14 protein-coding genes are annotated in these 14740 nt (G+C 68.1%); all 14 read right to left on the reverse strand.

Going from position 1 to position 14740, the window contains the following annotated elements:
- The coding region (locus tag E6A21_RS07980) for an aldehyde dehydrogenase family protein (RefSeq protein WP_138443628.1) at nt 1-199 on the reverse strand (199 nt) is incomplete at its 3' end.
- A 19-nt stretch (nt 200-218) separates the two neighbouring features.
- Nucleotides 219-1229 (reverse strand): Gfo/Idh/MocA family protein, encoded by a 1011-nt coding sequence (locus E6A21_RS07985; protein WP_138443629.1) that lies wholly within the window; start codon nt 1227-1229, stop codon nt 219-221.
- Entirely contained in the window at nt 1226-2119 is an 894-nt protein-coding gene (locus E6A21_RS07990) for a sugar phosphate isomerase/epimerase family protein (protein WP_138443630.1), read from the reverse strand. Before E6A21_RS07990 ends, E6A21_RS07985 begins: the two co-directional genes overlap by 4 nt.
- Nucleotides 2116-2901: an SDR family oxidoreductase gene (locus E6A21_RS07995; protein WP_138443631.1), complete on the reverse strand. Its 786-nt coding sequence runs from the start codon at nt 2899-2901 to the stop codon at nt 2116-2118. The genes E6A21_RS07990 and E6A21_RS07995 overlap by 4 nt, the downstream gene beginning before the upstream one ends.
- The gene (iolG, locus tag E6A21_RS08000; protein WP_138443632.1) at nt 2901-3914 is read right to left on the reverse strand and encodes an inositol 2-dehydrogenase; all 1014 of its coding nucleotides are present in this window, start codon (nt 3912-3914) and stop codon (nt 2901-2903) included. The genes E6A21_RS07995 and iolG overlap by 1 nt, the downstream gene beginning before the upstream one ends.
- 47 nt (nt 3915-3961) lie before the next feature.
- Nucleotides 3962-4888, reverse strand: coding sequence for a hydroxyacid dehydrogenase (locus E6A21_RS08005; RefSeq protein WP_138443633.1), 927 nt, complete (start codon nt 4886-4888; stop codon nt 3962-3964).
- Between the two features lie 86 nt (nt 4889-4974).
- Nucleotides 4975-5958, reverse strand: a complete 984-nt coding sequence (locus tag E6A21_RS08010) for a LacI family DNA-binding transcriptional regulator (protein ID WP_246036264.1) — start codon at nt 5956-5958, stop codon at nt 4975-4977.
- A 41-nt stretch (nt 5959-5999) separates the two neighbouring features.
- Nucleotides 6000-7211: a Gfo/Idh/MocA family protein gene (locus E6A21_RS08015; RefSeq protein ID WP_138443635.1), complete on the reverse strand. Its 1212-nt coding sequence runs from the start codon at nt 7209-7211 to the stop codon at nt 6000-6002.
- Complete coding sequence (locus tag E6A21_RS08020; RefSeq protein ID WP_138443636.1) at nt 7208-8014, reverse strand: HpcH/HpaI aldolase family protein; 807 nt, start codon at nt 8012-8014, stop codon at nt 7208-7210. Before E6A21_RS08020 ends, E6A21_RS08015 begins: the two co-directional genes overlap by 4 nt.
- The gene (gene iolD / locus E6A21_RS08025) at nt 8011-9963 is read right to left on the reverse strand and encodes a 3D-(3,5/4)-trihydroxycyclohexane-1,2-dione acylhydrolase (decyclizing) (RefSeq protein WP_138443637.1); all 1953 of its coding nucleotides are present in this window, start codon (nt 9961-9963) and stop codon (nt 8011-8013) included. Before iolD ends, E6A21_RS08020 begins: the two co-directional genes overlap by 4 nt.
- A 21-nt stretch (nt 9964-9984) precedes the next feature.
- Nucleotides 9985-11415 carry an aldehyde dehydrogenase family protein gene (locus E6A21_RS08030; protein ID WP_138443638.1) on the reverse strand — a complete coding sequence of 477 codons (1431 nt, stop codon included), beginning with the start codon at nt 11413-11415 and terminating at the stop codon, nt 9985-9987.
- A gap of 19 nt (nt 11416-11434) precedes the next feature.
- Nucleotides 11435-12388 (reverse strand): ATP-binding cassette domain-containing protein, encoded by a 954-nt coding sequence (locus tag E6A21_RS08035; protein WP_246036265.1) that lies wholly within the window; start codon nt 12386-12388, stop codon nt 11435-11437.
- An 11-nt stretch (nt 12389-12399) separates the two neighbouring features.
- On the reverse strand, nt 12400-13452 hold the full coding sequence (locus E6A21_RS08040) for an ABC transporter permease (protein ID WP_138443639.1): 1053 nt from the start codon (nt 13450-13452) through the stop codon (nt 12400-12402).
- A gap of 71 nt (nt 13453-13523) precedes the next feature.
- Nucleotides 13524-14522, reverse strand: coding sequence for a substrate-binding domain-containing protein (locus tag E6A21_RS08045; protein ID WP_246036266.1), 999 nt, complete (start codon nt 14520-14522; stop codon nt 13524-13526).
- Nucleotides 14523-14740 lie beyond the last annotated feature (218 nt).

Raw genomic sequence — 14740 nt, forward strand, 5'->3', positions numbered from 1 at the left:
GCCTGGACAGGGACGCGTCCCCCCACGACTCCGAGGCCTTCTTCGCATGCCCGACAGCGGTCTCGAGATCGGCCGCGTCCGCCAGGCGCAGCTCCCCCGACTGCGCCCCGGTCGCCGGGTTGAACACCGGCTGCGTCCGCTCGCCGACCCCATGGGTCTCTTCCCCGTTGAGGAAATGCGGAATGGTCTTGATCGTCATGCTGGTACTCCTTGAGGGCTTAGTGGGTGTTCAGGTCGTCGGGCACCGAGACCGCCTGCGGGAGGCCGGTCACCATGGACCGGTGGAGGGCGGTCCGCACAGCGATGTTCTGCTCTGTGAGCTCGCGGAACGGCATGGCGGGTCCGGCTTCGTGGATCAGCTCGCTGAAGGTCTCGATCTCGGCCTTGAAGCTGTCATCGGTGAAGACGAAGGCCTGTTCCCCGCCATCGCGCGCGCAGAGCGTGACGGTGACGGCCTCGTCTGGGTCTGGGTCGAATGCCCTGTCCATGGTGATCTGCCCGTGGGTGCCGATGATCTGCACGGTCTGGGCCCGCGGGCCTTCGAAGCCGCAGTCGAAGGTGCCGAGGATATCGCCGTAGTCGAGTACGGCGGCCATTGTCGTGTCGACGGGATCCGACTGGCTCGTGCCGTGCCCGTAGACCGTTGCCGGGGGACGTCCGACAAAGGCGTTGAGGGCGTCGACGCAGTAGGTCCCGACGTCGTTCAGGGCGCCGCCGTCCATGCCCGGGATGAGCCGGGGTTCCCCGGGCTGCCGCTTCATCGTGAAGTGGAAGCGGGCGTGGGCAGAGACGATGTCCCCGATCCGGCCCGACGAGATCAGCTCGCCGACCCGGGCCCGCTGCGCGTGGAACCGGTACATGAACGCTTCCATCACCCGCACCCCTGCGCGGTCTGCTGCGGCGAGGACACGCTGGAAGTCGTCGAGGGTTGCAACCAGCGGCTTCTCGCACAGGATGTGCTTGCCGGCGTCGGCGGCCCGGACGGCCCATTCCGCGTGGAGGCTGTTCGGGAAGGGAAGATAGACGGCATCGATGTCGGGGTCGGCGAGGAGTTCCTCGTGGCTTCCGTATGCCCTCGGGATGCCGAACAGCCGTGCCACCTCCGGGGCGCGACCGCTCGGACTGCTGATCGCGGCCGCTGTCGCGTTGGCGGCCTTGGCGACGGCGGGGAGGAACCTGTGCTGGGCGATGCGCGCCGTCGTGAGAACGCCCCAGCGGATGGTGCTCACGGTCCGGGCTCGTTCTCGAGGGATTTCAGGTAGGAGATCGACGCGCGGACGTCCGCGACCGGGCCCTCGTCGAGGGGCTCGCCAGCCAGGATCGTGTCCTGTTCCATGGTGAACCAGCCCTCATAGCCGGCGTCCAGGAGGCCGAGGACGATTTCACGGATGCCGACATCGCCTTTGCCCAGGGGGACATACATGCCCGCCTTGACGGCCTCGGTGTAGGTCAGCTCACCATCCTGGACGCGGCGGGCGAAGTCCACGCGGACGTCTTTGAGGTGAGTGTGGCCGATGCGGTCCGCGTACTCGCGGACGAGCTGCTGAGGATCGCTCCCGCCGATGAGCAGGTGACCCGTGTCGAGGCAGACTTGGGCTGTCGTGCCGTCGAGGAGGCGCCGGACGTCCTCCGGCGACTCGACCATGGTGCCGACGTGCGGGTGGACGACGACGGTGATTCCGCGGGCAGCGGCCGCCGCGACGATGCGGTCGAGGTTGCGGCCGAAGAGCGACCACCCCTCATCGTCGAGAACATGGCGATGATCGTATCCGGCGGCCCCGGTCTCAGCGGCAAGGACCATGACGGTCGCGCCGGCGGCTTCGTAGGCGTCCAGCTCAGGCGTCACCGCATTCATCGGATCCTTCTCGGAGTCGTGGAGGATCACAGGGAAGAAGCCCCCGATGGCCTGGAGCCCATGGCGGCCGAGCACGTCGGCGCGCGGTCCGGGTTCCGAGGGCAGGAAGCCAGCGGGTCCGAATTCGGTGGCGACGACGCCGAGCTCGGACATCTCGCTCAGGACCCGTTCAGCGTCGAGCTGATGGCCCCAGCCCGGGACCTCGCAGACTCCCCACGAGATGGGGGCGGCCGCGATCCGAGCGGAAATCCCTGTTCTGGTCATTCTGAACCTCCGATGACGTTCTGGTCCCAGTCGATGACGGAGCCCGTGACGACGCCGCTGCGGTCTGAGAGAAGGAATACGACGAATTCCGCAATCTCGTCCGGCTGGCCGAGCTTGCCCATGGGGACGTTCGAGCTGGCCTTCTCGAGCCAGTCGTCTCCCGCACCGTGGAAGCGCTTCTGGGTGTCGGCTTCCCCGGCAGTGGCGGTCCAGCCGATGTCGAGCCCGTTGATCCTGATCCGGTCCCAACGGTGAGCGTGGGCCGCGTTGCGGGTGGCCCCGGCGAGACCGGCCTTGGCTGCCACGTAGGGCGCGAGGTAGGGCTGCCCGCCATGCTCCGCGATGGAGAGGATGTTCACGATGCTTCCCGGGGCGCCGCGGCCTACGAGGTGCCTGATGGCCTCCGCCATGATGAAGAAGGGCGCCCGGAGGTTGATCGCGATATGCGCGTCGAACAGCTCGGGCTCCGTGTCGAGGAAGCTGCCCCGCGATGTGAGGCCCGCGCAGTTGGCGACGCAGTCGAGCTGCCCGAAATCGGCGATAGTGTCCGTCACCGAGGCCCGGGCCTGGGCGACGTCGGCCAGATCCGTCTTGAGGTAGAGGGCTCGTGTGCCTGCGGCCTCGAGCTCTGCGCGTACTCGTTCGCCCTCGTCGGCGTTCCGCCCCGTGACGGCAACGGCCGCCGCGCCCTGGGCCGCGGCCCGTCTCGCCACAGCCTCTCCGAGGCCCTGGGTGCCTCCGCTGACGAGGACGGTCTTGCCTGCAAGCTGAGGCTCGTCCATCACCACGCTCCCTGGACGTCGACGCTCTTGCCGGATGCTGCCGATTCCGTGGCAGCGTCGGCGAGGACGAGAGCAGCCATCCCGTCTTGGAAGCCCGGGGAGGGTGCCGCCCCGGTCCTGATCGAGGTGGCGAAGGCGTCGAGCTCCGCCCGGTAGGCGGCGTTGTAGCGTTCGAGGAAGAAGTGCTGGTACAGGCTGGCCTGCTCCGTGCCGGATGCACCGTACGCGCGGACGGAGTCCGCAGTGACGTTGCCGACCGACAGCATGCCGCCCGAGCCGAAGGCCTCGAGCCGCTGATCATAGCCGAAGACGCAGTGCCGGGAGTTCGTGATGGTGATCAGTTCTCCGCGCGATCCGCGGAGGGTCACGACTGCCGTGTCGTAGTCTCCGAGCTCGCGGATGTCCTCGCTGAACTGGTTCGATCCGTGCGCGGTGACCTCGACGATGTCGGGGACGAAGAACCTCGCCATGTCGAGGTCGTGGATGGTCATGTCTCGGAAGATCCCGCCGGAGGCCGACAGGTACCCGCGGGGCGCGGGCTCGGGGTCGCGGCTGACGATCGTCAGCTGCTCGAGGGCACCGATGTCCCCTGCCTCGACCCGCTGCCGCACCGAGGCGAAGCCGGGGTCGAAGCGGCGGTTGAACCCGAGCATGATCGGCACTGAGGCCCCCGAGATCCGGTCGCGGCACTCGCGGACGGTGGCCAGGTCGAGGTCGATCGGCTTCTCGCACAGGACTGCGAGACCGCGCTCGATGGAGGCTTCGATCAGCTGGACGTGTGTGTTGGTCGGCGAGCCGATGACGACGCCGTCCAAGCCCTCCATATCGAAGGCCTCTTCGGGAGACCCGACCGCCACGGTTTCGGTCTCGGCCGCGAGTTTGGAGGCTCCTTCGAGGAAGGGGTCGGCGATGACAGCCAGTTCGAGTCCGGGGTGGGCGGCGATGTTGCGCGCGTGGACCTGTCCGATCCGGCCCGACCCGAAGAGGGCGATGCGGTGTCGCTCAGGGGACATGGGGATGTTTCCTTTCGGTGCCTTTGGAGATGGTTTTCTTGCGTAGTTCATGACCCAGCCACCGCGGCGGGCGGGTTCCCGTCCAGGACGGCAAGGGCGCCGAGGACGGCATCCTTGACCGTGTTGGCCATGCTCTGCTGGGTGAAGCCCATGAGGTGGGGGGAGAGGGTGACGCCCGGGTGGTCGAACAGGGGGTGGTGGGCCGGGGGTTCCGGGTCGAAGACGTCAAGGCCGACGCCCCCGAGCTGGCCGGATTCGAGGGCTGCCAAGGCCGCGTCGAGGTCTACCAGACCCCCGCGGCTGCAGTTGACCAAGATGCTTCCCCGCCTCATCGAGGCGAGTCGGCCGGCGTCGAACATTCCCTGGGTCTCTTCCGTGAGCGGAAGGTGGAGCGTGATGAAATCGCTCTCCTTCAACACTTGTTCCACGGTGTCCCGACGGATTTCGGTGGGGACGTCCGCGAACGGGTCGTAAGCGAGGACACGCAGGTCGAAGGCGCGGGCAAGGTGCTCGACCCTTCTGCCGATGCGCCCGTAGCCGATGATGCCGAGAGTGAACCCGTCCAGGTCTCCGACCCTCACTTCGCGGCGGTCTTCCCACCTTCCGTCGCGCACGACGGCGGTGAGCTCGCCGAGGCGCTTGACGAGGGCCAGCAGGTGGGTGAAGACCCCTTCGGCGACCGAGCGGGTGTTGCTGCCCGGTGTGATCACCACCGGAATGCCGCGTCGCTTCGCGTCCGCGACATCGACGAGGTCGGTGCCGACGCCCGTGCGGGCGAGCACCTTGAGTCTGGGCATCCGGTCCAGCACCGACGGGTCAACCCTGTAGGCCGCGCGCACGATGGCGGCGTCCGCAGACGCGAGGTCTTCCTCGTCGGGCTCGGCGACGAACCGGTGCTTCGCGCTTAACAGGGGCTCGACGAGCGCGGGCTCCACTGGGCCCAGGGCCACGATGGTCTGAATGGTTTCAGGCATGGTTTTTCCTTCGGTCCTGCTTGGCAGATGCGGCACGCTTCAGATCGTTGTACTTGATGCGAGGGGGCGGCGGGAGGCCGTCTCCGTCAGTTGAGCCCGTGGAGGCTCGAACCCCGCACGACCAGATGCGGGGTGATGGTCTGCTGGCTGTAGGGCTCCTGGGTCGCCGCGCCGATCCTGTCCAGGAGGGTCTGGGCTCCGAGGAGGCCAATCGACTTGCTGTCCGGGTCGACCGTAGTGAGCGAGAGCCGCGGCATCGCGGCGACCGAGATGTTGTCGTATCCGGTGATCGCCACGTCGATGCCCAGTTCGTCCGCGGCGGTCATCGCACCCAGGGCTGCCAGGTCGTTCAGGCACACCAGCGCGGTGGGTTGCATGCGCCCCGAGGTGCTCAGGGCGCTCTGCGCTCCGGCGCGTCCCGCCTCCTCCCCGAAGTCCGCCGGGTACACCGCGGCAAGGCGCTCGAGGCCGTGGCGTTGCATGGCCTCCCTGTAGCCCGTGGCGCGCGCACTCGCCGCCGACCCGCCTTGGCCGCCCACGTGCGCGATCCGCTCGTGGCCGAGCGAGACCAGGTGGTCGACGACCATGGCGATGCCTGCCGCGTCGTCGCTTCGGACGATGTCCGCGGTGCCGACGTAGTCGGGGCCACCGCCGGCGAAGACGAGCGGTCCCTGGCCAAGGGCCTCGTGGAAGAGCGCAGCGTCCGGCACCGATCCGACCACGAGCAGGCCGGAGACGCGCAGGTCGCGGTAGGCCTGGAGGGTGGAACGGTCCACCCCTCCCTCCCTTGAGGCGGTCGCCGCGCTGAAGAGCACGGTGTGCCCGGCATCCTCGAGGACCGGACGGGCGGCGTCGGCAACGTCGAATGCCCAGGGGTTGTGCAGGTCGCTCACCAGGATCCCGACCGTCCCGTTGTCGCGGGTGGCCAAGGACCTGGCTGCGAGGTTCATCTCGTAGCCCATCTCGTCGATGACAGCGAGCACCCGAGAACGACGCTCCTCGCTCACCCGCGTGGAGTTGCGGAGAACAAGCGAGACCAGGGACTTGGAGACGCCCGCGGCCTCGGCCACGTCCCTGATTGTCGGTCGTCCTGCGGATGGTGCTGGCATGGTCAGGCCCGCGCCGCCGTGGTGCCGTCGATGTCCTCGAGCTTCTGCCACTGCCCACTCTCCGCGGAGGTCTCGGCAGCGGAGACGATGGCCGCGGCCGAGGCCGCGTCGTGGATGTTCGAGTTGGCCTGCTCGCCGCCGGCGACGGCCAGGAGGAACTTCTTTGCCTCGATGACCTTGAGGTCGTCGAATCCCATCGAATTTCCGGGGCCGGGCTGGAAGCGGGCGTAGTCGCCGTGCTTGGGGCTGGCGTTGACGATGGTGTAGCCCTGCTCGTCGTTGTTGCGCCCGAGGCAGACCTTGAGCTCGTTCATGCGCTCGAAGTCCCATTTGAGGGATCCCTCGGTGCCGTAGACCTCGATCTGGTAGCCGCATTCAGGACCGACCGCGACCCGAGACGCCTCGATGGTGCCCACAGCGCCTGCGCCGCGCGCCGAGGGGCCGAAGCGCACGAGCGCCGCGGCATAGTCCTCGTTCTCGACGTCGCCCATCTCTCCGTCCTCGATCACCGCGAAGTGTGTCCCGGTCCCCATCGGGATCTTGGGCCGCTGCGCGTACACGGTGTTCGTCAGCGCTGTGATCTCGGCAACGGGACCGACAACATACTGGCACAGGTCCGCCGCATGGCTGAAAAGGTCCGCGAGCACCCCGGTGCCGGCGAGCTTGCGGTCGAAGCGCCAGGACAGGGCGCCATTCGGCTCCGAGGCGTAGCCGGAGAAGAAGGCGGCCCTGACGTTGGTGATCCGGCCGAGCTTCCCGTCGGCGACGAGGTGCCGCGCGTGCTCGACCGCGGGTGCGTGACGGTAGTTGTAGCCGATCGAGGTCACGACGCGGGCCGCCGTGGCGGCCTCCCGCACGGCGTTGGTCTCCTCGGCTCCCCGCCCGACCGGCTTCTCGATCCAGAAGTGCTTCCCGGCCCGCGCCGCCGCGATGCCGATCTCCGCATGGAGGAAGTTCGGTGCACAGATGGAGACCACGTCGACCTCCGGGTGGGCGAGGACTTCGCGGTAATCGGTGGTGCCCTCGGCGAACCCGAGGACGTCGCGCGCGAAGTCGACGCGGCTGGGCTCGGTGTCGGCGGCGATCACGAGGCGCGGCTCGATCCCCAGCTCTGGGTAGACGTAGGGGACGGCGGTGTAGGCGCGGGCATGCAGCTTGCCCATCCACCCGACGCTGATGAGCCCGACGCCGATGGTCCTGGGTCTGATGGTCATGCTGAGGCCTTCCTTGTATCTACGAGAGGTGGTGTACGGGCCAGGTCGAAAGAGCTCCGGAGCGCCGCTGACAGGACGGTCGAATCGGAGCCGACCGCAACGAAGCGGAACCCCTCCGCAACGTACTCCGCGGCGGCGGAGCCGTCGAGGGCGAGGATCCCTGCGGCTTTGCCGTGCCGCTCCGCGGCCGTGAGGACCCGCTGCAGCGCGGCACGGTATTCGGGGCTGTCGAACCTCCTCGGGACCCCTAGGGCGGTGGAGAGGTCGAGTGGGCCGACGAAGAGGACGTCGGCGGCCTCGAGGGCGGCAATCTCCGCCACCTCGTCCAAGGCCTTGAGGTTCTCGATCTGGACGATGCCCAGGCCCTCCTGCTCCGTGGCGGACAGCGGGGAGGTGTCCATGCCCCAGCGGCACGACCTGTTGTAGGTCGCTACTCCGCGGTCGCCGTGGGGCGGGTAGCTCAGGTGTCCCAAGGCCTCCGCCGCCTGTCGGCTGCCCTCCAGGCGGGGCAGCATGATCCCCGCCGCACCCTGGTCGAGGACCCGCCCGATCCGGATGCGATCGTCGGTCTCGACGCGGACCAGTGTCGGCACCCCGTAGGCCCCCGCGGCCAGGACCGCTGGGCCGACCACTTCTTCCGCCCCCGATCCGTGTTCGAGGTCGACCAGGATCCAGTCTGCGCCGGAAGCTGCGCAGACTTCGGCAGCGGTCTGGGAACCGAGTCCGACAAACGTGCCGATCGTCGTCTCACCCGAGTGGATACGCCTGCGGAGGGATCCGCCGTCGAGAGGGCTGGCGCTCATCCGAACCACCGCTGACGGCCGCGGGCATCCTCGTACTCGGAGCGGAGCTTGCGGACCCATTCGTGCTCGGAGACCTCGGCAGGCGCGACGTCCCACCACACGTCCCCGCCGGGAAGATCCACGTGCGGGACAGTGGCGACGACGATGACCACCGGACCATGGGTTCCGCGGGTGGACTCGAGGGCCTCGCGTACCTCCTGGGCCGTGGTGGCGCGCAGGGCGGTGGCGCCGAGGCCTTCGGCGATCTTTCGGAGGTCGACCTCGAGGTAGGAGCCTTCGAGGCGCGCCGGAGCACCGTGAGCCGCGGTCGCCGGCTCCGTGACAGGACCGGGCTGCGCCCGATAGCGGAATTCGTTGCCGAACTCGCGCCCGCTCCGGTTCATCTGCAGGCGGTGGATCACCTGGTACCCGTGGTTCTCGGACACCACGACCGTCATGTCAAGCCCTTCCTGTGCCGCCGTGAGCAGCTCGGTCGGGGCCATGAGGAAGGTGCCGTCGCCGATGAACGAGACGATCCGCCCACCGGTGTTCCCCTCGGCGAGGCGGACACCCAGGCCCGCGGCGATCTCGTAGCCCATGCAGGAGAACCCGAACTCGAGGTGGCAGGCGCGGCCGTCAGTCGCGTCCCAGACCTTCTGGAGGTCGCCGGGAGGGCCACCTGCTGCCGCGATGATGGTGTCCCCGGAGCGGGCGTGCTCCTGGAGGAGGCCGATGAGCTGGGGCTGCGTCAGCACTGCTCCCGTCGCGGGCGCGTCGGGGTAGTCCTCCGGGCGGAAGGTCTCGTCCGGGTCCAGCCACTTCGCCCGGATCGGGGCCCACTCCTCGCGGGCAGCCTGGATCTCCTCGCGCCACGCCTCGGAGGTGCCGTGGCCTTGGAGCGCTGCCGCGAGTGCCTCGAGCGCAAGGCGGGCGTCGGCGAGGATGCCCGTGGCGCCCTGCTTGCGCGTGTCGGCATCGACGACGTTGATCGAGGCGAACTGCACCTCGGGGTTCTCGAAGATCGACTGGGAACCTGTGGCGAAGTCGGTGAGGCGGGTGCCGACGCTGATGACAAGGTCGGCCTGCTTCACAAGGTGGTTGGAGGCGAAGTTGCCTTCGAGGCCAACGCCTCCGACCTGCCACCATTCGTCCTTGGTGACTGCGCCCTTGCCGCCGAAGGTCTCGACCACCGGAAGGCCGATCTGATTGGCAAGTGCCTCGAGGGCCGCGTGTGCGTCGGAGTAGTGGATTCCGCCTCCTGCGATGAGGACGGGCCGTCTGGCGGCGCGGACCATCTCGGCGACCTCGGAGACCTCCTGGGGGTCCGGGAGGGGCCGGCGGATCTTCCAGTCGCGGGCTTCGAAGAACTCGGCCGGGAAATCGTAGGCGTGGGACTGGATGTCCTGAGGAAGGGAGAGGACGACGGCGCCGGCGTCGGTCGGGCTCGTGAGGACCCGCATGGCCTGCGGCAGCGCGGTGAGGAGCTGCTCAGGCCGGGTGATGCGGTCGAAGAAGCGCGAGACAGGGCGGAACGCGTCGTTGACGGTCGCGTCTGCCTCGGTGGGATGCTCGAGCTGCTGCAGGACGGGCCCCTGATGACGGGTGGCATACGTGTCGCCCGGAAGGAGGAGCACCGGAATCCGGTTCACGGTCGCCAGTCCTGCTGCCGTGACGAGGTTCAGGGCTCCGGGCCCGATCGAGGCAGTCACGGCAAGAATCGAACGCCGCCGTGAAGCCTTGGCGTAGGCGGTCGCGATGTGGGCCAGATACTGCTCATGGCGCCCCTGGATGAACGGCAGGTCCTCGGAGTACTGGTCCAGGGCCTGCCCGAGGCCCGCGACGTTGCCGTGCCCGAAGATCCCGAGCGCGGCCGGCACGAGGCGGCGTCGTTCGCCGTCGGCGACGGAGTGCTGGACGGAGAGGTACTTCACGATCGCCTGGGAAACCGTGAGCCTGACGGTGTTGGTCATAATCGTTCCTGTCGTTCTTCGCTACCAGGGGCGCCCATGCAGGACGACCGTCTTCTCCTCGGTCATCTCCTGCACCGCGGACCGGATGCCCTCCTTGCCGATGCCGCTTCCCTTCAGCCCGCCATAGGGCATGAGGTCGGCGCGCCAAAGTGGTGTCCAGTTGATGTGGATGTTGCCGGCGTCGATCTGGCGCATCGCCCGTACGGCCCCGGAGACATCCGAGGTGAAGATGCCCGCGCCGAGTCCGTAGGCGCTGTCATTGGCCAACGCGAGTGCGGACTCCATATCGTCTGCCCTCGAAACCGCCACTGCCGGCCCGAAGAGCTCGTCCTGGCTGAATGGGCTGCGGGGGTCGACGTCGGCCAGGACGCTCGGCTGCAGCACCGCGCCGGACCGTTCCCCTCCCGTCAGCACGCGCGCACCGCTGCGACGGGCTGCGTCGATCGATCCCTCCACCCGCTCGGCTTCCCTGGTGGAGATGAGAGAGCCGAGCCGGGTCGAGGCGGACGTCGGGTCGCCCACCTCGATGGCCTTGACCATCGGGACGAGCGCGTCGAGGAAGTCTGCTTCGACCCGCCGGTCGACGAGGACTCGCTGCACCGAGATGCAGACCTGCCCGGCGTTGATGAATCCGCCCGCTGCAACGGCCGATGCGGCGAGCTCGATGTCGGCGTCCGGCAGGATGATGACGGGGCAGGATGCTCCGAGCTCGAGGGAGAGTTTCTTCACCCCGGCCGTCGAGGCGATATGCGTTCCGGTTTCGGTCGAACCGGTGAAGGAGACCTTCCGGACACGGGGGTCGCTCACGAGTACGTCGCCGAGTTCTCCGCCGCTGCCGGTGAGGACCGAGAGTGCCTCGGGCGCGAGACCGGCGTCGACGAAGCATTCAGCGAGCTTGAGGGCCGTCAGGGGAGTGGACCGCGCGGGCTTGAGCACCACGGCGTTTCCGGCCGCGAGGGCTGGCGCGATCTTGTGCAGGACCAGGAGCGAGGGGTAGTTGAACGGCGTGATCGCCACGACGATCCCGCACGGCTGGCGGAGCGTGAAGCCGATCTTGTCCTGTCCGGTTCCGGGGTTGGCGTCCAGCGGCAGGCTGTCGCCGTACAGCTGCGTACCCTCATAGGCCGCCAGACGGATGATGGCACCGGCCCGCCCCGCCTCCCCACGTGCCTCCGTGATCGGCTTGCCGGTCTCGGCGGTGATGGTCTGGGCGATGGCCTCGGCGCGCTCGTCCGCCAGAGCCGCGGCGCGCAGGAGGATGTCAGCGCGGGCATGTGCCGGGAGATTCCGCTGGATCCTTGCTCCGACCTCGGCCCTGTCCAGAGCGGCCAGCGCATCATCTGGAGTGGCGACGGGGACGACGTCGACCACATGTCCGTCGAAGGGGGATATCACTTCTTCCTTGCGGCCGCTCGATGAGTCCTGCCACTTTCCCGACACAAGCATCTGCATGACGTGCCCTGCTTCCTTCCTAGTTCGCTGAATGGCTGCCGGTGGCGGCTGCCGCGGCCTCGGCCTTGGCTTCTTCGAGGGCCTCGCTGTGGCCTCCGAGCTGTTCGAGCTCGTGGGCGAGTTCGGCGAGTTCGGCGCCGCCGGCCATCTGGGCCGTGAGCTCCTCGAGCGTGATGTCCTTCTTGTCGTAGTAGCCGATCGAACGGCCGCGCTTGAGCAGGAGGAACCGGTCGCCGACGGGGAATGCGTGGTGAGGGTTGTGGGTGATGAAGATGACCCCGAGTCCCCGGTCGCGGGCTTGGAGGATGTACCGGAGCACGACCCCCGACTGCTTCACTCCCAGGGCTGCGGTGGGCTCGTCCAGGATCAGCACCTTCGCGCCGAAGTAGACTGCCCGGGCGATCGCGACGCACTGGCGCTCTCCGCCGGAGAGCTGTCCGATGGGCTGCTCGACGTCGCGCAGGTCGATGCCCATCTCGGCGAGCTCCTTCTTGGTGACCTCCTTCATCTTCGCCACGTCCATGCGCCGGAGTGGGCCGACGCCGGTGGTGAGCTCGGAGCCGAGGAAGAAGTTGCGCCAGATCGGCATGAGGGAGACCACCGCGAGGTCCTGGTAGACGGCGGCGATCCCGGCGTCGAGGGCTTCCCTGGGGCTCGATAGCCTGCGGTCCTCGCCCATGATGGAGAAGGTTCCCTCGTCGTGCTGGTGCAGGCCCGCGATGATCTTGATCAGCGTGGACTTGCCCGCGCCGTTGTCGCCGAGCACGCACGTGACGCGGCCGTTGTCCACGGCCATGGTCACATCGCGCAGGGCGATGACGTTCCCGTAGTGCTTGCCCACGCCCTCGAGCTTGAGCAGGTGCACGGCGCGGTCGGTGAGCGGGTCGGTCTCGCCCTGCAGAAGGGTCTCGTTGCTGATGTGGCGCCCGCCCTCGGGGGCGGTGTCCTTCGCGGCTGCTGTCTGCGGTTCCATGGTGTCCTCTCCTAGCCCTTGTCCGCGCGTCGCTTGACGATGAGGTTCACGATCGTGGCCAGCAGGAGCATCAGGCCCAGGAAGAACTTGAACCAGTCAGGGTTCCACTGCGCGTAGACGATGCCCTTGTTGGCCATTCCGAAGATGAAGGCCCCGATGGCCCCGCCGACCGCCGAGCCGTAGCCGCCCGTGAGGAGGCACCCGCCGATCACGGCGGCGATGATGTAGAGGAACTCGTTGCCCACGCCCTCGCCCGACTGGACGGCGTCGAACGCGAACAGGTTGTGCATGCCGAGGAGCCAGCCGCAGAAGCCGACCCCCATGAAGAGGCCGATCTTGGTCCTGGTGACGGGGACGCCCACGGCGCGGGCAGCGTTCGCGTCCCCGCCGGCGGCGAAGATCCAGTTGCCCACCCGTGTCCGCAGCAGGATCCAGGATGCCACGAGGACGAGGACCACCCAGTAGAGGATCGGGACCTTGATGTCCATCCCCGCCACGGTGAAGTCCGAGGCGAAGACCGCCTTCGCCGCACTGAACCCGTCCATCACGGCGATCGAGGGCGAGGAGACGGCCCCGCCGATCGCCCGCGTGAGGGCGAGGTTGAGGCCCGAGAGCATGAGGAACGTCGCAAGGGTGACAATGAACGACGGCAGCTTGGTCTTGATCAGGATCCAGCCGTTGAGGAAGCCGATTCCGAGCGAGACGACGAGCGCAAGGCCGACGCCGACCCAGACGTTCATGGAGAAATACCACGAGAAGAGCGAGGCGGTCAGCGCCGAGGTGATGACCGCGACGCCGGCCGACAGGTCGAACTCGCCGCCGATCATGAGCAGGGACACGCCGACGGCCATGATGCCGATGGTCGAGGAACCGTACAGCACCGTGGCGAACGCGTTGGGCTGGAGGAAGGTGCTGGAGACGGAGGAGAAGAAGACGAACAGGACGACGGCGCCCACGAGTGCGCCCACCTCGGGGCGGCCCAGGAGCTTCTGGAACGGGTTGCGGCGCCCGACCCTCTCGTCTGCGATCGGCGCCGGTGCCGAGGGCAGGGTTGTTGTTGCCATGGGAAGAACTCCTTGTCGGTCGGGTCGCGCAGCGCGGCGCGGCGCTGCGCCGCGCGGCCCTGTTCCTGGGTCTAGCGGATGCCCTGCTGGGCGAACTTGAGCACGTCTGAGGCGTTGGACTTGTCCACGATGGCCGGACCGGTCAGAACGGGCTTGCCGCCGCCGAGCTTGAAACCACCGAGCTTGTTCTGCCAGAGGGCGTCGACGGACATGTATCCCTGCAGCCAAGGCTGCTGGTCCACCGTGAAGATGACCTTGCCGTCCACGATGTCCTGGGCGAGCTCGGCGTTCAGGTCGAAGCTCGCGACCTTGGCGCTGCTCCCAGCGTCGGCCACCGACTTGAGGAGCGTGACAGAGAACGGAGCGCCGAGGCCGACGATGACGTCGGCGTCCTTCGTCGTCTGGAGCTTGGCCGTCGCCGTCGACTCGACGGACGTCATGTCGGTCCCGGTGACGTAGAGGATCTCGGTGTTGGGCTCCTTCTCCTTGACGCCGGCGCAGCGCTTCTCGAGAGCGACGTTGCCCTGCTCCTGGATGACGCAGATCGGGTGCTTGAAGCCGTCCTGGGCGAGTCGGGCTCCGACGGCCTCGCCCGCGAGCTGCTCGTCCGAGCCGAAGTGCGTGAACGCCCCGAGCGAGGCGGAGACATCAGAGCCCGAGTTGAGGGTCACGACGGGGATCCCTGCGCTCTGGGCCTTCTTCAGGACGTCCTTGAGAGCATCCGGCTTGGCGAGCGTCACCGCGATTCCGTCGACCTTCTGGTCGATGGCCTGCTGGACCAGCTGGGCCTGTCGGCCGCCGTCTGCGTCGCCGCTGTAGAGCAGGTCTACGTTGTCCTTCGACGCCGCCTGCTCGGCACCCTTGCGGACGATGTCCCAGAACGTGTCGCCAGCTGCAGCGTGGGTGATGAGCGCGACCTTGATCTTCGGCGTCGAAACAGCCTGCCCGCCGCCACCCGCGTTCGCGTCCGGCTGCTTGCCGCCCTGCGCGGAGCAGGCAGTCAGGGCGAGCATCGGGGCCAAGGCGAGGACCGCCAGTCCCTTCGACCATGTCTTCTTCAGCACAACCATCTCCTTTGATCTTGTGTGAGGTCCGGGCTCCTGCGAACGGTGCGCCCGTACTGTGACTCGCGTCACGAAGTGGACCGGTCCAACAGTAAGACGCACCTCTGAGCAATGTCAATGGACCGGTCCACTGATCGAGTGACCGGGACTGGAGTGCCTCGCGCGCAGCCGGCCAAGCGCCCCACCCTGCCGGGGTGGAGTGAGGGGCAAAGGTGCTCCTCGAA

Source organism: Sinomonas susongensis (assembly GCF_005877005.1).
Lineage (GTDB): Bacteria > Actinomycetota > Actinomycetes > Actinomycetales > Micrococcaceae > Sinomonas > Sinomonas susongensis.